Raw genomic sequence first — 17409 nt, 5'->3', positions numbered from 1 at the left:
AACTATTGGTCGCTGTGGTCGTCCGTGACGCCGCGTTCGGCCGCGAGTGCGGAGCGGCTCGGCAGCTGACCTTGAATACGCAGATATGTTTCGGTGTAGCGCTCCGATATCCGGGTGCCTGCGAACTCCGACGGGATCACATCGTTGGTCTTGACGCGCCAGTCGTTGAGCAGCAGGGCCAGATCGTCGGCGATGGATTCCGCCACGTCCGAGCCGCGTTGGGCCAGAAGGTTGTTCGACTCGTTGGGGTCCGCGCGCAGGTCGTAGAGCTCTCGTTGCGGCCGCTGCGTACGGGTGAGGGGGGCGACGATTCGCCCGGGCGCACTGTCGGCGATATCCAACGGTAGATCGAGAAGCGGGCGCGACGCGTAGTTCTCGATGTAGCTGTATTCCTTGGTTCGGATCGCGCGGATGGGGTCGAAGGAGTCGTGGTAGGTCTTCGTGGTGTACACCTCGGTGCGCACGGGCGGCTCGGGGGAGGCCAGCAAAGCGGCCTTGTGCGAGAGGCCTTCGACGCCGGCTGGTATCTCGACACCGAGGACTTCGAGCAGTGTGGGAAGCAGGTCCACGCCGCTGAACAACCCGTCGTAGACCTTTGGCTGGATGGTCGCGTCGCGCGGTGGGCGCACGATCATCGCGATGCCCGTACCCGCGTCGTACAGCGTCGATTTGGCGCGGGGAAGTGCTGGGCCGTGGTCGGTCATGAACACCACCCAGGTGGTGCGGTCGAGGCCGGTCGCCGAGAGGGTGTCGAGCAGACGGCCGACCGCGGCGTCGGCCACCGATATCGATCCGTAGAACTCGGCGAGGTCCTGCCTGACCTCCGCTGTGTCGGGCAGATATCCGGGGACGTCGACGCCGGTGGCATCGGCGGGTTCATACCTGTCGCGCGGGTACGGTCGATGTGTCTCGAAGAAGCCCGCCGTCAACAGGAACGGCTTCTCGGGCGGCTCGGTCAGCCACCGCCTCGCGTGTTCGACGACGTATTCACAGTAGGAATTCGAGACGTCGTACTCATCGAAGCCGAGCCTGGCAGGATATGAGGTTTCGTGCTGCATACCGAACAATGCAGTGTGCCAACCTGATTCGGACAGAATCTGGGGCAGCGTACGGACGCCCGCACGATATTCCCATCCGTGGTGGGCCAGGCCGACGAGTCCGTTGCTCTGGGGGTAGCGGCCCGTGAACAACGATCCCCGCGATGGCGAGCAGAGCGGCGCAGTCGCGTGCGCGCGGGTGAACAGAATGCCTTCGGCGGCGAGTTCGTCGAGACGCGGACTCGACACGTCGTGGTGGCCGTAGGCGCCCAGGTAGCGGCCGAGGTCGTGCCAGTGAATGATCAGCACGTTGTCTCGGCGTCGGTCTGTCACGTCACATCCTTTCGTCGTCGACGTCCCACTTCAGCGTGCTCGGCCCGATGGGGCAAGCCTTCGGCTCGGTCGGCGGGTTATCCCCAAGTTGGGATTCATCCACAGATGGGTGTTGACCGCTGGTCACACCACCAGCGGGTCGATAGGTTCGATCACATGTTCGATGAACTGGTGGCCGCGGCCGGCAGTGCCCGGGGTGCGGGTGCGGTCGGGGCGTGGGCGCGGGTGGAAAACGCCGCCAGCGCGTACCGGCTGGCGGCCGCCGCTGACGTGCTCGATCGCCTGATCAGTGAAGCGGGGTCCGTCGACCGTGAGCAGTGGTGCATCGACAACTGGGCGATCGCGGCCGCCGAGGTCGCCGCCGCCCAAGGCGTCTCGCTGGGGGTGGCCTCCCACCAGTTGCTGCTCGCCGATGACCTGCGCCGGCGCCTGCCGGCGGTGAGCGCGGTGTTCGCCACCGGGGCGATCTCGTACCGCACCGTGGCCGCAGTGGCACACCGCAGCCGCCTGGTGCGCGATGCGGGCGCCCTGGCCAAACTCGACGCCGAGCTGGCCGCCCAGCTGACCCAGTGGGGCACCCTGTCCACCGAGCGGTTGCACACCGCCATCGACACCTGCGTGGACCGCTATGACCCCGCCGCGGTGCGGCGCACCGAATACGCCGCACGCGGGCGCCATGTCGATATCCACGACCCCCGCGACGGGTCGGGCACCGTCGCGCTGGAAGCCACATTGTTGGCCACCGACGGCCAAGCCCTCGACACCCGCCTGGATGCGATGGCCGCCGCGGTATGTGCCCACGACCCACGTACCGTTGACCAACGCCGCTCTGATGCGTTGGGCGCCCTCGGCCAGGGCGCCGACCGCCTGGCCTGTGGCTGTGGGCGCCCCGACTGCGGCGCCGCGGCGGCGACACCGAGTGCGGTGGTCATGCACATGATCGCGCGCGAAGAGTCACTGACCGATGACACCCCGGCCACGTTGGACGGGCGCGTGCCCTCCAGCGAGGAGGAGCCACCGTCCGCTCCGGCGGGCACCGACCCGGGCTATTTGATGGGCAAGGGCCTGCTACCGCCCCGCTGCTGGCAGCCAAGCTGGCTGGCACCGCCACGATCCAACCCGTCATTCATCCCGGGGACGCCGGGCCTGAACCGCGCTACCGCCCCTCAGAGGCGCTGGCGTGGTTTGTGCGCTGCCGCGACATGACGTGCCGGTTCCCCGGCTGTGATGTCCCGGCCACCGACTGCGACATCGACCACAGCGTGGCCTATCCGGTCGGGCCCACCCAAGCCTCCAACCTCAAATGCCTGTGCCGACACCACCACCTGCTCAAAACCTTCGCCGGCTGGCGCGAAGTACAGCACCGCGACGGCATGATCGAATGGACCTCGCGACACGGCCAGACCTACATCACCCACCCTGGCAGCCGGCTGCTGTTTCCCGAACTGTGCCGCCCTACCGCCCCAGCGTTGATCGACTCCAACATCGACACCGCATCCGACGACGCGCGCACCCTGAAAATGCCGCGCCGCAAACAAACCCGAGCCCAAGCCCGAACCCAAGCCATCAACGACGAACGCCGCCACAACCAACCGATCGTCGACGCACAACTCGCCGAACGCAACAAACCCCCACCCTTCTGAAAGCGACGGGGCGAGCGCGCGGTATAGCAGCTCCTATGGGTCGTAGGGCACTCCCACGGCCCGGAACACGTATTCGGGCGGGACATCGAAGGACACCGATCGTCGGGGGAGGCGCGAGAGGACGTCCTCGGGGATGGAGACCTTGTAATGCATCGAAAGTTCGCCGGTGAAGCGGGAATCGACACCGGCGATGTCGACATCGAGCTGCACACCGGTCTCCGAGAGCTGGGCGGTGACGGTCCCGGACTGCCTAGCGTCCCAGCGTTGATCGATGGTGCGGCCGGCCAGTTTCGGCACGGTCGACAGCGTGGCGAGTATGCGTTGGTTGGTCAGCGCCAGCGAGCCCACGTAACTCGTGACGTTCGCGTTCGCACGTCGTCCCGGGATCTTGCCGCTGAACCGTCGGGTCACCGCGATGTACTCGGCGAGGAAGAGCACACCCTCGGCTTCCACCTCGGCCCGCAAATCGTCTGGCATACCGCCGATACGGAGCAGCTTGCGCAGGAACACGGCCATGAGCAGTCACCCTAACGGCCTCAGCACCCACGTGGTAGAGGTGGACGATGGCATCACACACGCCTCGGCTGGTGGTATCGGCACTGGCCGCGGTCGCGGTGTATGCCCTGCTGTGGATCGGTTCCGCGCAGCAGTGGGCATGGCTGGTCGACATCGATTCGGCGGCGCTCGACGCCTTCTACCCGCTGGGAGTCGACCATCCGGGGTGGGTGCTCGGATGGGATGTCTTCTGCACCGCTCTCGGGCCCGGCATGTTCCGCGTGGTGACCGTTGTCCTCATCATTGTCGCGTTCGTGCGCCGCCGGATCCGCATCGCGATATTCCTGATCGTGACGGTGGAACTGGCCGGACTCGTCACCGAGATCGCGAAGGGGGCCGCCGACCGTCCGCGCCCGGATACCGCGTTCGTCGACGCGCTGGGAACAGCGTTTCCCTCCGGCCATGCCCTCGGGGTGCTCGTCGCGGTTCTCGCTCTGCTGACAGTCGCTCTACCTGCCGTGCGTCCATCCGCCCGCGCGTGGCTCATCGTCGCGGGCATCGGCGTCGTCGTCCTCATCGGCGTCGGGCGTGTAGTGCTCAACGTCCACCATCCGACCGACGTCGTGGCCGGGTGGGCTTTGGGCTACGCCTATTTCGTGCTCTGCCTGCTGACCGTGCGGCCGTCGTCTTGGGTCACGGAAGCGGACGAAACACCGGAAGCGCCCGGTATCGCACGCTGAAGCTGGCCCTTTCGCACTCGGTTCCGATCTCACCGTCGTGCGCCAACAGCGTCGGACCGTCGACTGCGGTGAACTCGAACTCGGGTACCCGCATCTCGTGGTAGAACGGGCTGCGCTCGAGCCTGCCGAGTGCGACGTCGACCAGGATGCGCAGCTTGCTGAACCGGTGACCGGTCTCGAGGATCCGGACATCCATCAGGCCGTCGTCCATCCGGTCCCGCCGCGACGGCGCGAATCCCGAAGGCAGATAAGCCGAATTGCCGAGGAAGAACAGAAACGTCTGCAACGTCTTGTTGTCATAGCGGATGCGGACCGGATCCTCGTGCCGCAACGTGTGATACATCGCGTAGAGCCCGGCCAGCGGCTTGCCGATCTTGCGTTCGTACTTCTCTCGTGTGCGGACGAACGCCGGGTACGCCCCGATACTCGCGGTGTTGACCACCATCTGCTTCTCGTTCAGACACACCATGTCGACGCAGGCGACACTGCCCCGCCGAATCGCGTCGACGGTCTTTTCCACCGTGTCACAACCGATGTCCTTCGCGAAGTGGTTGAAGGTACCCCCCGGGAACACCGCCAGCGGCACACCCGCCTCGATGGCCGCGGCCGCCGCGCACGACACCGTTCCATCTCCGCCGCCGATCGCCAGAACCTCAGCGCGCTGAGCCGCCGCGCGTAACGCCGCGTCGAAGTCATCGTCATCGGAGAGCTCGACAATCTCAGCGCGCGGCAACGCATCTCGGACCTCTTCGAGAATGTCTGCCCCGGTCCCGCTGCCGGACGCCGGATTGACGACGAGCACCACACCGGCCCCCTCCGGCCGCGGCGGGGTTTCCACCCGCAGCGGGTCGGCGGTCGGGAGCCTCGTCGGCACCACTGGCGGCACCACCCGCCCGCCCAGCACCGCGACCGCGGCACCCAGGCCGAATCCGGCGATCACATCCCCGGGGTAATGGGCGCCGACGGCGACCCGGGACAACCCGACGAGACCAGCCAGAAGCGCCAAGGGGAGTCCGAGCGAAGCGCTCTCCAGTCCGACAGCCACCGCGAAGGCTGCGGCGCTCGCGGAGTGCCCGGACGGCAGCGAGTTGGACGTGGGTCGACGGCGCGTACGGCGCACCAGTGGTACGGCGTCGAACAGCGGACGGGGCCGTCGCCGGATGCGCTTGGCGCCCTGGTTGGTGATCAGGCTCGTCGCCGCCAGCGTGAGCACCCCGCGCACCGCGCCGCGCCGCGCACGAGGGTTACCGGTGGCGGCCAGGGCCGCGGCGATCGCGAACCACAGTTTGGAATGGTCGGCCGCGCGGGTCAGCGGCGGCATCACCGTGTCGAGCAGCGGGGTCGGCGACTCGGCGATCGCATCGAAGATCTCCCGGTCGAGCGCGCCGAGACCGTGCGTGATTCGCCGTAGACCTGCGGGCCGGCCGACCACCTGCGCAACATCCATCTCCCCAACGTATCCACCGACGTCGGAAACTAATCGTGTCATCGCAGATCAGTCACAGGGCCGCGTGGCATACGGGGATCACAGCGCGGCGCGACCTAGCATGTGTCGGTGCGCCGACTGCTGACCCTGCTGTGTGTGGGCTTGATGGTCCTTGCGGTCGCCCCCGTCGGCCAGGCGCAGACCCTTCCGTGGTTCGCAGGGTCGGTGGGTTCGGCCACTCAGGTGATTTCCGTTGTCGGCGTGGGTGGTTCGAAGGCCAAGATGGATGTCTACCAGCGGACCGCGGCAGGCTGGCAACCGGTCGCGGCGGGTATACCGGCCTGGATCGGCGCCAACGGTATGACTCCGCAGAGCCATGACGGCGAAATGAAAACCCCGATGGGTGTTTTCACGCTCGACTTCGCCTTCGGCACGGCGCCCAACCCTGGCGGAGGCCTGCCCTACGTGCAGGTCGGGCCGGATCACTGGTGGGACGGCGACATGAAGAGCCCGACCTACAACACCATGCAGGTCTGCAAGAAAGCGCAGTGCCCGTTCGACACCGACCCGGCCAGCGGCACCGAGAATCTCCAGATCCCGCAGTATGTGCACGCGGTCGTGATGGGGGTCAACAAGGCGCGGGTGCCCGGCAACGGCGGCGCATTCTTCCTGCACGCCACCGACGGCGGGCCGACGGCCGGATGTGTGGCGATCGACGACGGCAAGCTGGTCGAGATCATGCGTTGGCTTCGGCCGGGGGCGCTGATCGCGATCGCTCAGTGATTCAAATGTTCAGCGCCCGACCGGGCTTCACCTTGAAGTTCAACGCCTCGAGTGACATCGACGCGTCATAGGTGCGGTCGTAACCGGTTTCGCTGATCCGCCATCCCTCGCTGGTCCGCCGGTACCTGTCGTGATAGAAGCCCGCGCCGATCAGCATGAAGTTGAAGTCCGGTGCGATCACCCGGTCCTGCAGATACCACGTGCCGGTCGCCTCGTCACCGTCGACGGTGATCTCGGGATGGGTGACGCGGTGTTCGGTGATGATCTCGGGGCCCAGCGAGTTGCGCATGAACTTGACCAACTCGTCGCGGTTGGTGAAGTGGTGCTCCTCGCCGATCGATTCGCCGTACTTGCCCACCACGTCCTCGGTGAGGGTGTCGGCGAACTCATCCCAGTGTTTGGTGTCGAGCGCGCGCAGGTAGCGGAACTTCACTTGCTGGATCTCGTCGATGTCACCCATGCCGACATTGCAACACAACATCTCCGCAGCGCGTACAGTCCGCTCATGAAATTTCTCGACGCCTATGTCAAATCTCCGTTTGCGGGGCTGGCGCCATGGATCCTCATGGCGGTCGTCGCAGGTCCGGGCCGGTTCGAGGAAGCCGCGTCCGCGGCGCTGGGACTCGCCCTACTGACACTCTGGGTCGGCACCCGCCGCGGCGTTCCCGTCCACGCCCTTGAAGCACTGACCATCGCCTACTTCGGTGCCCTCGCCGTAATCGGCCTCCTCGCGCCGGATCGTGTGATCGATTGGCTGCAGCTGTGGTCCGGCGAGCTCAGCAACATCGTGCTGGCCGTGTTCGCGGTCGGCACGCTGATCGTGCGGCGTCCGTTCACGATGGCGTACGCGAAGGACACGACGCCTCGTGAGTTCTGGGACACCGCACCGTTTCGACGCATCAACTTCGCGATCACCGGCGCATGGGCCGCCGCGTTCGTGGTGTCGGCCATCTCGGGGGGCATCGGTGACGCCGTCCTGCGCGACAACGACAACTTCTGGACCGCGTGGATCATCCCCATCGGCGCCCTCGTCTTCGCCGCATCGTTCACCGAGTTCTATCCCGATTACGCGACGGGCGAGTCGGACTCGTGGTCGGGTGCCATCGACTGGCTTCCACCCTTCCTCACGGTCACCGGAATCGTCGGCTGGGTGTCGGATTCCACGTCCGACACGGTCGCGATCACGCTGATCGTGGTCGGCATCGTCGGATCGATCGCCGTCCGGCGCTTTCTGCCCGAGAAGCCGATAACTACTGCGCCGCAGTGAGATTGCGGGTAGCGGGACCCTCGAGCAAGGTACCGTCGGGTGCGAAGCGTGAGCCGTGCAGTGGGCACTCCCACGATTCATCGGCGTCGTTCCAATTGACGATGCCGCCGAGGTGCGGGCACACCGGTGAAACGCGATATTCGCGGCCGTCGACCACGCTTCGCGCCTCCAGATCCCATGGCGGGCCACTGACCACACCGCCCTCCTCGGGGGTGCGATTGAGGATACGGGTGACCGGCGTGATCCACCCGCGCGTCAGATAGAGCGCCACCTGTGCGTTGGTCTGCATAGCCTTCGGGATTCCCGACAGCTCGTGCGGGCTCCAGCTGTCGAAGGCCTTGGCCCAGTCCATCCGCCCCCCGAGGATGCGGCTCGAGAGCGCCAGCGCGGCAGCCGTTCCGTTGGTCATGCCCCACTTGTCGAAACCCGTTGCCACAAAAATCTTGTCGTTGCCGGGCAGGATCGGCCCGACGTAGGGCAGTTCGTCGATGGGTGAGTAGTCCTGCGCGGACCAGTAATGCGTCTGCATCGCGCCGGGGAAGTGCAGCTTCGTCCACTGGTCGAGTTCCTGCACCGACGAGGCCGGGCTCTTCTCGTGGCCGACGGGATGTCCTGCGCCACCGGCGATCAGCCGATCGCCGTCCGGTGTCGGCGCATAACGCAGCGACCGGGTGGGCGAGTCGGCGGAGATGTACATGCCCCTGGTGATGTTGCCGGGCACCTTGTAGGCCATGCAGTAGGAGCGCTGCGGTTTGAGGCGGGCGAAGAAACCGCCGCGGTCCAGGATCGGGATGCCCGTCGCGAGAACACATTGCTTGGCATGCACGTCGAATTCGTCACCCGCGGTGGTTCGGACACCCAACGCCAGCTTGTCGCCGTCATTCGAAACCTTCTGCACCCGAACGCCTTGCGCAAGCCGTCCACCCCGTTCGTCGAGCTCCACGACCAGGCTGTCGAGCAACGGCATCGGGTCGAACTGCGCCTGGTCTGCCAGCCGGACCGCACCGTGGAACGGGAAGGGCACATCGGCGTCGTCGACCCAGTCGACGTCCAATCCCGCGGCCTCGCACGCCTGTAGCTCCTGGCGCACGGAGGGGACACCCTGCTCGGATTGTGCATAGGTGTAGGCGTCCTCGCGTTGCACCGACAGCCCGTGCGCCTCACAGTGCTGGACCAACCACTCCAGGCCCTCGCGATTGCCCTCGACGTACTGCCTGGCCGTCCCGGGTCCGTGTTTGGAGACGATCTTCGAGAGTTTGGTGCTCTGCAACAGGCTGATTTTGGCGGTGGTGTTGCCGGTGGCGCCCGCCCCGACGCGTTGGGCTTCGAGCGCCAACACGTCCTTGCCGGCCCGCGCCAGGAGCACCGCGGTGATGAGGCCGGTGATGCCGGCGCCGACCACGACGACGTCGGCCGACCGGTCCGATTCGACCAGCGGGTCGGGCGGTGTCGGCCGCTCGACGCGGTTTGCTAGCCACAGAGATGTCATGGCATTGCAGGTACCCGTTTGGTGCACCCCAAAACCGTGGCCCCCGAACGGGGTTCGCACGGAGTGTCTGACCGGTTCCCGGTGGTCGGAGGACTATCGTGTCCTCCGTTATGAGCGACCCAATGGGGTTGTCGATCGGGACGACGAACTTGGTCGCGGTACGCATCGACAATCGAGCCGATCAGCCCGTGCTCCGTCGTTCGGTGTTCACCGTGCCGGACGGCACCGTGATGTCCGGCTTCGTCGAGCGGGTGGGTGACGACGTACCCCTGGTCGCCGCCGACGGATCGTCGCACTCGGCCGACCGACTGTTGGTCGCCGCGCTCGCAGATCTCGTCGAAGACAGCGGCCCGGCGTCCTCCGACGTCTCGATCGCTGTGCCCGCGCACTGGGGGCCGGCCACCCTGCGGACGCTGCGCAGCGCACTGCGCGGGCATCCACTTTTCGGTGCCGACGCCACGATCACCCGACTCGTTTCGGATGCCAAGGCGTCGCTGACCGCACTGCAGAGCGATCTCGGCCTCCCGGCTCAGGGGGTGGTGGCGCTGGTCGATTTCGGCGGCGGCGCAACCAGCATCACGCTGGCGGATGCAGGTGACGCCTTCGAGCCCATCGACGAGACGACTCGTCACACGGAGTTCTCCGGTGACCTGGTGGACCAAGCCCTGCTGAGCCACATCCTTGCCGGGCTCGCGGGCTCGGGTGGCGACGACCCCCTGAGCACGGCCGCCGTGGGGTCACTGTCCCGCCTGCGAGACGAGTGCCGCAACGCCAAGGAACAGTTGTCGACGCACGAAGCCACCGACGTCGACGTGCAGTTGCCGGACCATCACCTGGCGGTCCGGGTGACACGCGACGAGCTCGAGGCTCTGGTCGCGCCAAAGCTGGACAGTGTCCTTGTTGCGATCGATGACACGTTGCAGCGCAACAGATTTGACTGGAAGGACATCGCTGCCCTGGTCGTTGCCGGCGGTGGCGCAGGCATGCCGTTGATTCGACGGCGGCTGGCCGAGCGCTCCGGCATGCCGGTGTTCGCCACCCCGCAACCGGGACTCGACGCCGCGAAGGGCGCCGCGTTGATCGGTGCGTACACCTCGGCCGCCGAGGCGCGGACCGGCTTGGCGCCCGTGATTCCCGCGGACGCCCCGACGGGTTTGGCGCCGGTGCCGCAGCCGGCGGCCGAGTCCCCCGGGTCGTCGACTTTTCGAGCGCTGGCCTGGTCGCAGGACGACGCGGCGGACGACCCCGTGCCCTACACCGGCTCGGGACCCTATGAGACCCCGTATGACTCCGGGCCGATGCGCCCGCCGCCCGCGCAGTACGTGCCTCCCACGGACGGGCCCATCGACGAACCGCGGATCTGGCAGCGGCTACCGGGGCTGGTGATGGGCGTGGCCGCGGCCATCGCGGTGGTCGCGGTCGGCGGGGTGGCGATCGCCCTGACCAGCGCGACCGGCAGTACCGGTGTGACCCCGGCGCCGCAGACCGCGCCGGTTCCGCCGCCGTCGGCACCGGCGCCCGAACCGGTCGCCCCCGAGGCGCCGCCGCCCCCGGTCGAGACCGTGACGCTGACTAACGCCCCGCCCCCGCCACCGGTGACCACCGAAGCACCGCCGCCTCCACCACCGCCCCCGACCACGACGGTCGCCACGACGACAGCACCGACCACCACCACAACCACGACGACGACCACAACCACCACACCCACCACAACCACGACCACCACGACAACGACAACCCCGCCCACGACGACCACCACCGCACCGACCACGACGACCGCCACGGCGACCACCACGCCGATGACGACCACGTATCTGACCGTGCCGTTCGTGCCGGTTCCGATTCCAATCCAGGTGCCGCAGAACCCTTACCAGCCGGTGCCGTAGGCGACTGTGGAGATAATGCGGCGATGAACCGGTTACATTCCGTCACGGCGGCCCTGGCGATCACGGCGACGATGACTGCACCGTCGGCGGCCGCCACACCCGCAGAGGGCGACATCGAGCGCACCGACCTGGCGAAGGGTACGACAGATGCGCCCATCGCGATCGTCTCCGTGGGCCACCCGACCACGCTCTACGTGCAGAGCTTGGTGCTCGCCCCGGAGTCGAGCAGCGGTTGGCACACCCACCCGGGTCCGGAGTACTCGGTGATCAACGGCGGCGAGGTGAGTCTGCAGACGGCGGGTGGCTGCCTGCCTGCGGTCTTCGGCGCCGGCCAAGCCATCTTCGTGCCCGCCGGAGTCCCACATGTGGTGTCCAACAAGGGCTTTGAGCACGCAGAGGCGACGGTCACCTACACGTTGCCGGCCGACCGTGCGGTGCGGGACGACGCACCGGACGCCTGCCCGTAGGGCTAACGCCCGTACGTGTACTCCGGTTCGTGGAACCGGTTGATGATCGGGATGCGCTCGATGATGCGGTCGCGCAGCCGCGGTTGCGGAGGCGGTACATATGCAGGCGCCGGCGGCGGCGCATACACCGGTGCCGGTGGCGTGTACGCCGGGGCGGTGTCGACGGGGGCTGGCGGCGCGTAGACGGGTTCCGGTGCGGTGTACGCCGGTGCGGGCGGTACGTAAGCCGGGGGTTCGTAGACCGGTTCAGCCGGGGGAGCGGCGGGCGGCGGTGGAGGGGCGGCCACCGCAATGGTCTGCGCGACAACAGGCCTGGCCTCGGCCGGGGTTGTGGCCTTCTTGCTGTGGATCTCGTTGTCGACGGGCCGCTGTGCCTCTTCCGCGACGGCCACGGGTTCCTCCTCCGTGGCGTGCGCGCCCTGGCGTGTGGGCTCGCCGTCACCGGTCAGGCTCAGGCCGACCGCCGTCGAGGTCGACACCACGAATGTCACCACGGCGGCGACGAGGACCGACGCCAGCGCGCCGACCCGCGACGGCCCCTTCGCCACGGTGGCGTCCAGCCTGTTGACCGCACGCGCCGATGCCAGCGCCGCTCCGCGCGCAAGCGCCAGGTCTGCCTCGGCGGCGGAGAACACCGGGGAGTCGGTCACGTCGCCGAGCGTGGAGGTGATCAGGTCGAGATCGCGGGCCGACCCGACCACGAAGATGGCCTGCGGTCGCCACTGGTTGAGCTCAAGCATGGCGATCACGCTGCTGGGCAGCTCGACGACGTCCGCGCCGTCAAGGGGTCGGGCGATGCGATCGACGGTCACGCCGTCACGGTCGACCATCGCAACCACCGCGGCGTCGGGCTCGACGATGCACACCGCGACCTCGTCGTAGTCGGCGATGTCGGCGATGCCCGCCGCCAGCACATCGCCGGCTTCCAGCTCGGAGATCGCGATCGCGTTGCCGTAACCACGCCCGGTCAGGGCTTCCAGCACACCGGACGCCATGGCTTCGGCCTCGTTGGTCCAGGTGACGCCGATCGCGTGGATCGGGCTGTCGACGACATCGGCGAGTGCCACGTTGAGCAGATCGTCGGGATCGACGTCCGCGTCGAAGTCGAACGATCCGCGGTCGACGGTGGCTCCTTCGCCGGTGGCGCCCTCCACGAGCACCCACCGAACCGTGCTGGACGTCATCGACAGGCCGAGCACGAGGTCCATATCGCGTCCCCGTTCTTGCGGTGAATCAGGCTCTGAGGTTACCTCTCGCCTGACTCGGTACCCACTCAGCCGCCGCATCCAACGGTTGCGGCGGGGCCACGTATCCGACGAATGTGGCGGTGGCACGATGTGGAGTTTGCGACGATGGCGCGCGGGGGAAACATTTGCGTCACCGATGTGTGTGAGGGGGAGCAATCCGTGGACCCGCCGGCCGAGACGATTTCGGACCCGGAATCTCGAGTGCGCACCTCGTGCCTGCGCTTCGGGGTGAGCGCGCCGGGCGGGTTCACGGCGGGGCGCGAGCTACAAGCGGTGGCCGATGCGGTCGGACACCGGCCCGAGCTGGTGATGGCGTTCGAGGATTTCTTTGCTCCACCCCCGGTGCCCGCGATGGCTCTGGTGGCGTACAGCGGCGCCGATCCCATCGTGTCCTGGGAGCCGTGGTGCTGGACGGACGATCGGTCACCCGCCGTTGTGAAATCGCTACTCGCGGGTGCCCTCGACGACTACATCTACCGCTGGGCCGACGAGTTCTGCGAATGGGGGCGCCACGTCTTCATCCGGCTGGCGCACGAGTTCAACGGTGACTGGTACCCCTGGACACCTGCATGCGGTACTTCGCCGTCGGCGTACATCAGCGCGTGGCGGCACGTGCACGACATCTTCACCGAACGCAACGTCGCAAACGTCGACTGGATATGGGCGCCCACGGTCGGTGGCGCCGGAAGGCTTGCGGACTGGTATCCCGGCCATGAGTACGTCGACGTTCTGGGGATCGACGGATACAACTGGGGGACCTGCCTGTCCTCGACGAGCTGGGTCGATCCCGATCAACTGTTCGGAGCCGCCCTCGACGAGCTGAGAGCGATCGCCGCGGACAAGCCGATCCTGATCGCGGAAGTCGGTTGCGCCGAGTCCGGCGGCTGCAAAGCCGAATGGATCGAGCGCTTCCTGGAATTCCTCCGGCTTCAGCGCGATGTGATCGGTTTCGTCTGGTTTGACCATGACAAGGAGACGGACTGGCGGATCGAGAGCACCCCGGAGTCCGCGGCCGCGATGGCCGCGGCGATGCGGTATGCGCGGTTGCTGTCATGACATCGGACGTAGTTCACGACCGCTTCGCCCTCCCGGCCGACGTGGAGGAGCAGCGGCTTCACTCCCTGACGCAACTGGACATCCTCGACACCCCGGCGGAAGAGCGGTTCGACCGGATCATCCGCATGGCCCAACTGATTTTCGAGGTGCCGAGGGCATACATCAACTTCATCGACCGTGACCGCCAATGGTGTAAGCAGGCGGTGGGCGAGGGCCTTGAGATCAGCGGACCTCGCGAGACCTCGGTGTGTCGGGCCACCATCGCGCGAACCTATGACAAACCGTCAGAACCGGCCCTGATCGTCGACGACCTCACCGCTGAACCGGAATTCGCCGCGCTGCCCGCGATCGCAGCCGAGGGCGGGATCCGGTTCTACGCCGGGTATCCGCTGTTCGGTCCCGGCGGCCATGCGGTCGGCACGTTCTGCATCTACGACTTGAAACCGCGTTCACTCGACGCCCGACAGCGCGAGGTGTTCCGTCAGCTCGCCGTATGGGCGCAACGCGAACTCGAACGGTCCGACGACTTGGAGAGGGCGGCCGCCATCCAGCGGCTGCTCCTGCCGCCGGAGATCGGCGACCTCCCGGGCTATTCCGTCTGTGCGATGTGTTCGCCCGCCTTCGCGGTCGGCGGTGACTTCTACGATTACTACGCTGTGCAGCGCGGCGCCGTGCTCACCGTCGCCGATGTGATGGGCAAGGGATTGGGGGCGGCGCTGCTGACCGCCAGCGTCCGGTCGGCGCTGAGGGGCGCGTCGCGCGCCGTCGACCAGGTCGCACACGATGCAGACTTGTCGGCGGCAATCAACTCGGTCGCCAGTCAACTGGCCGAAGACTTCAGTCGCACAGAGACCTTCGTGACGATTTTTCATGCCCGGCTGGACACGATGACCGGCCGGGTGCAGTACGTCGACGTCGGCCACGGAATCGCCGCGGTGTTGAGGCGAACCGGGGAGGTCGAACGCTTATCCGCAGGTGGGCTACCGATGGGTGTCGTACCCGACGACACCTGGGGAACACAGGAGACGATGTTGGAGCCGGGAGACATGCTGGTGGTTGCCTCGGACGGGTCGCTGGACTTGCTGGGGCGCTCAGCCGTTGAGCAGGACATTCTGAATTTCGTTGCCGCTCACGCCCAGCCGGGTGAACTCTGTGCCGCGGTGGGCGCCTTGACAACCAGGAAGCCGCCGCTCGACGACGTGACCTTGATCGCGGTACGCCGGGACGGACCGTGACACACAGGCATTCGTCCGAAGGAACCACGCCGTCACCGTGGCTGCGACTGCTGATCGTGCTGACGGCGGCGTTGGGCATCAATTACGTCGTTTGGCGATGGCTCGCCTCGACGAACTGGTCGGCGTGGTGGATCGCCGTCCCTCTCGTGCTGGCCGAGACCTACAGCCTCATTGACTCGCTTCTGTTTGGCATGACGATGTGGCGATTGCGTCGGCGGCCTCCGCCGCCACCGCCTCCCGAGGGCGCGACGGTCGACGTGTTCATCACCACGTACAACGAGCCCATCGACATGGTGATCGCGACAGCCGAAGCAGCGCAGCGCATTCGGTATCCACACCGGACCTACATTCTCGACGACGGGGAACGCGACGAGTTGGCGCAGGCGGCCGCCGAACGCGGGATCAGTTATCTGGTCCGGTCGTCGCATTGGCTGGACAAACCGCGTCACGCGAAGGCCGGGAACTTGAACAATGCGCTACTCGAGACCGACGGTGAGTTCATCCTGATCCTCGACGCGGACCAGGTTCCTGAGCCGGAGATCCTCGATCGAACGCTGGGTTACTTCCGTGACGAGAAGATGGCGTTGGTGCAGACGCCGCAATACTTCGTCAACGTCCCGTTCTCCGACCCGCTGGGCAGCCAGGCGCCACTGTTCTATGGTCCGATCCAGCAAGGCAAAGACGGTTGGAATGCTGCCTATTTCTGCGGATCCAACGCCGTTCTGCGACGCGATGCGCTGATGCAACTCGGTGTGACCGGCTATGTGCGCGCGGTTGAAGACGGCATCAAACGCGCGCTCTACACCTCCCGCAAGATCCTCAAACAGGCCAAGCGCAAGATCGGCAGGGACCAACCGGACGTGCTGGCCGCCCTGACGAGCGTCGAGGACGCAGTGCACGAGTCCCGTGCCGCGCTCAAGAACAAGCAACCGCTGGCCGACATCACCTACCTCTTTCAGCAACGCGTCGACGCGGCGGCAAAGAGCTTGGTGGATGCCGACGTCAGCGCCATGCGCGCCGATCTCGATGCCATCGCCGCGCTGAGTGGGCAGCGTGAACAACTCGACACCGCAGTCATCTTCGACGACGAGGCGCTGGAATCGCTGGCCGGACGGGACTGGTCACCGTTGGGGGCCCTGGAGTCGATCCGCACCATGATCCGCGCGGTCGACGTCGGGAGGGACGACGAGGCCCAGCCGATGCTGCCGATGGCTACCATCTCCGTGACCGAGGACATGGCCACCTGCATGCGCATGCACGCGCTCGGGTGGAAGTCGGCCTACCACCACGAAATCCTGGCCAAGGGGCTGGCGCCCGACGACGTGCGAACCATGCTCACGCAGCGGCTGCGTTGGGCACAGGGCACGATTCAGGTGATGCTCAAGGAGAACCCACTGTTCGTCAAGGGGCTGAGCATCGGACAGCGTTTGATGTACTTCGCCACGATGTGGAGCTACCTGGCCGGTTTCGCGGCGTTGGCCTACATCGCCGCCCCGGCAATCTTCCTGATCTTCAACGTCATGCCGGTGCAGGCATACAGCTGGGACTTCTTCGGGCGGTTGATTCCGTTCCTGATCCTCAATCAGCTCCTTTTCATCGTCGTCAGTAGGGGTACGCCGACATGGCGTGGCCAGCAGTACAGCCTTGCGCTGTTCCCGGTGTGGATCAAGGCATGTATCACGGCATTTCGCAATGTCTACTTCGACCGGCCGCTCGGCTTCGCGGTGACGCCCAAGACGCGGCAGGGTGCGGGTGCCATCCCGTGGGGATTGGTGAAATGGCAGATCGCTGCCATGGTGCTGCTGGTGGTCGCCTCGGTCATCGGGATCGTCCAGTTGTATTTCGGCGCAATCTCGGTGCTGGGCGTCGGAGTGAATCTATTCTGGGTGCTCTTCGACCTGATCATCCTGAGCGTCGTGTTCCAGGCGGTGCGGTATCGCGGCCATGAAGCGGAAGGTGAGAAGTGACCGGATCGACTAGGCGTACAACAGCTTCGGGCGCAGTGGTGGTAAAGCCCGAGGGGCGGCTGAACATGGTGGCGGCGCCGGCGCTGCGCAAGGAACTACACGGCCTCATCGAGGACGGCAACACCCGGCTGGTCGTGGATCTGTCGGCAACGGAGTTCATCGACTCGTCGGGGCTCGGGGCGCTGATCTCCGGCCTCAAGCTCGCGAGGCAGGCGGGCGGGGATCTGAGAATCGCGGCGCCCACGACGCAGGTGGAAACCGTGTTGTCGCTGACGAACCTGGACCGAGTGCTGCGCGCACATCCCACAGCCGATGCCGCATTCGACTAGAAGCGACCG

17 protein-coding genes are annotated in these 17409 nt (G+C 66.6%); 11 read left to right on the top strand and 6 right to left on the bottom strand.

Annotated elements, in window-relative coordinates; all coding sequences use genetic code 11:
- Positions 1–2: 2 nt before the first annotated feature.
- Positions 3–1370 carry a sulfatase family protein gene (locus RMCN_RS19285; RefSeq protein WP_067392561.1) on the bottom strand — a complete coding sequence of 456 codons (1368 nt, stop codon included), beginning with the start codon at positions 1368–1370 and terminating at the stop codon, positions 3–5.
- A 156-nt stretch (positions 1371–1526) separates the two neighbouring features.
- On the opposite strand from RMCN_RS19285, the gene RMCN_RS19280 reads away from it, so the two are divergent.
- Both RMCN_RS19280 and RMCN_RS32015 read left to right on the top strand, forming a co-directional pair.
- The gene (locus tag RMCN_RS19280; RefSeq protein ID WP_308206351.1) at positions 1527–2576 is read left to right on the top strand and encodes a DUF222 domain-containing protein; all 1050 of its coding nucleotides are present in this window, start codon (positions 1527–1529) and stop codon (positions 2574–2576) included.
- Positions 2573–3013 (top strand): HNH endonuclease signature motif containing protein, encoded by a 441-nt coding sequence (locus RMCN_RS32015; protein ID WP_308206352.1) that lies wholly within the window; start codon positions 2573–2575, stop codon positions 3011–3013. Before RMCN_RS19280 ends, RMCN_RS32015 begins: the two co-directional genes overlap by 4 nt.
- Positions 3014–3046: 33 nt before the next feature.
- Here RMCN_RS32015 and RMCN_RS19275 read toward each other — a convergent pair whose 3' ends face one another.
- Positions 3047–3529, bottom strand: coding sequence for a hypothetical protein (locus RMCN_RS19275; protein WP_067392558.1), 483 nt, complete (start codon positions 3527–3529; stop codon positions 3047–3049).
- A gap of 47 nt (positions 3530–3576) precedes the next feature.
- Between RMCN_RS19275 and RMCN_RS19270 the strand changes: the two genes are divergently transcribed.
- Positions 3577–4248, top strand: a complete 672-nt coding sequence (locus tag RMCN_RS19270; protein WP_067392556.1) for a phosphatase PAP2 family protein — start codon at positions 3577–3579, stop codon at positions 4246–4248.
- On the opposite strand, the gene RMCN_RS19265 is transcribed toward RMCN_RS19270, so the two are convergent.
- On the bottom strand, positions 4202–5695 hold the full coding sequence (locus RMCN_RS19265) for a bifunctional phosphatase PAP2/diacylglycerol kinase family protein (RefSeq protein WP_067392553.1): 1494 nt from the start codon (positions 5693–5695) through the stop codon (positions 4202–4204). The genes RMCN_RS19270 and RMCN_RS19265 overlap by 47 nt on opposite strands.
- A gap of 108 nt (positions 5696–5803) precedes the next feature.
- Here RMCN_RS19265 and RMCN_RS19260 point away from each other — a divergent pair, with 108 nt between their 5' ends.
- Positions 5804–6457 (top strand): L,D-transpeptidase family protein, encoded by a 654-nt coding sequence (locus RMCN_RS19260; RefSeq protein WP_064414058.1) that lies wholly within the window; start codon positions 5804–5806, stop codon positions 6455–6457.
- A 1-nt stretch (position 6458) separates the two neighbouring features.
- Here the strand turns inward: RMCN_RS19260 and RMCN_RS19255 are convergent, their stop codons facing one another.
- Positions 6459–6917 (bottom strand): nuclear transport factor 2 family protein, encoded by a 459-nt coding sequence (locus RMCN_RS19255; RefSeq protein WP_064414059.1) that lies wholly within the window; start codon positions 6915–6917, stop codon positions 6459–6461.
- A 45-nt stretch (positions 6918–6962) separates the two neighbouring features.
- Between RMCN_RS19255 and RMCN_RS19250 the strand changes: the two genes are divergently transcribed.
- Positions 6963–7724 carry a DUF3159 domain-containing protein gene (locus RMCN_RS19250; RefSeq protein WP_110765884.1) on the top strand — a complete coding sequence of 254 codons (762 nt, stop codon included), beginning with the start codon at positions 6963–6965 and terminating at the stop codon, positions 7722–7724.
- Here the strand turns inward: RMCN_RS19250 and RMCN_RS19245 are convergent.
- Positions 7708–9213 carry an FAD-dependent oxidoreductase gene (locus RMCN_RS19245; protein WP_067392550.1) on the bottom strand — a complete coding sequence of 502 codons (1506 nt, stop codon included), beginning with the start codon at positions 9211–9213 and terminating at the stop codon, positions 7708–7710. The two genes, RMCN_RS19250 and RMCN_RS19245, sit on opposite strands and share 17 nt — an antisense overlap.
- Before the next feature lie 110 nt (positions 9214–9323).
- Here RMCN_RS19245 and RMCN_RS19240 point away from each other — a divergent pair, with 110 nt between their 5' ends.
- Entirely contained in the window at positions 9324–11099 is a 1776-nt protein-coding gene (locus RMCN_RS19240) for an Hsp70 family protein (protein WP_067392547.1), read from the top strand.
- 23 nt (positions 11100–11122) lie between these two features.
- The gene (locus RMCN_RS19235; protein ID WP_067392544.1) at positions 11123–11566 is read left to right on the top strand and encodes a cupin domain-containing protein; all 444 of its coding nucleotides are present in this window, start codon (positions 11123–11125) and stop codon (positions 11564–11566) included.
- Positions 11567–11568: 2 nt separating this feature from the next.
- On the opposite strand, the gene RMCN_RS19230 is transcribed toward RMCN_RS19235, so the two are convergent.
- Positions 11569–12774: a DUF7159 family protein gene (locus tag RMCN_RS19230; RefSeq protein WP_067392542.1), complete on the bottom strand. Its 1206-nt coding sequence runs from the start codon at positions 12772–12774 to the stop codon at positions 11569–11571.
- 198 nt (positions 12775–12972) lie between these two features.
- On the opposite strand from RMCN_RS19230, the gene RMCN_RS19225 reads away from it, so the two are divergent.
- The 4 genes from RMCN_RS19225 to RMCN_RS19210 are packed head-to-tail and all read left to right on the top strand — an operon-like array spanning position 12973 to position 17400.
- Positions 12973–13869, top strand: a complete 897-nt coding sequence (locus tag RMCN_RS19225) for a glycoside hydrolase family 26 protein (RefSeq protein WP_234787718.1) — start codon at positions 12973–12975, stop codon at positions 13867–13869.
- Positions 13866–15104 (top strand): PP2C family protein-serine/threonine phosphatase, encoded by a 1239-nt coding sequence (locus tag RMCN_RS19220; protein ID WP_064415213.1) that lies wholly within the window; start codon positions 13866–13868, stop codon positions 15102–15104. Before RMCN_RS19225 ends, RMCN_RS19220 begins: the two co-directional genes overlap by 4 nt.
- Positions 15101–17071, top strand: coding sequence for a glycosyltransferase (locus RMCN_RS19215; RefSeq protein ID WP_064415212.1), 1971 nt, complete (start codon positions 15101–15103; stop codon positions 17069–17071). The genes RMCN_RS19220 and RMCN_RS19215 overlap by 4 nt, the downstream gene beginning before the upstream one ends.
- Positions 17068–17400, top strand: coding sequence for an STAS domain-containing protein (locus tag RMCN_RS19210; protein ID WP_064415211.1), 333 nt, complete (start codon positions 17068–17070; stop codon positions 17398–17400). Before RMCN_RS19215 ends, RMCN_RS19210 begins: the two co-directional genes overlap by 4 nt.
- Positions 17401–17409 lie beyond the last annotated feature (9 nt).

It is taken from the genome of Mycolicibacterium novocastrense (assembly GCF_001570485.1).
Taxonomy (GTDB): domain Bacteria; phylum Actinomycetota; class Actinomycetes; order Mycobacteriales; family Mycobacteriaceae; genus Mycobacterium; species Mycobacterium novocastrense.
Note: the sequence above shows the minus strand (reverse complement) of the source record. Positions and strands in the feature narration are given on the sequence as shown.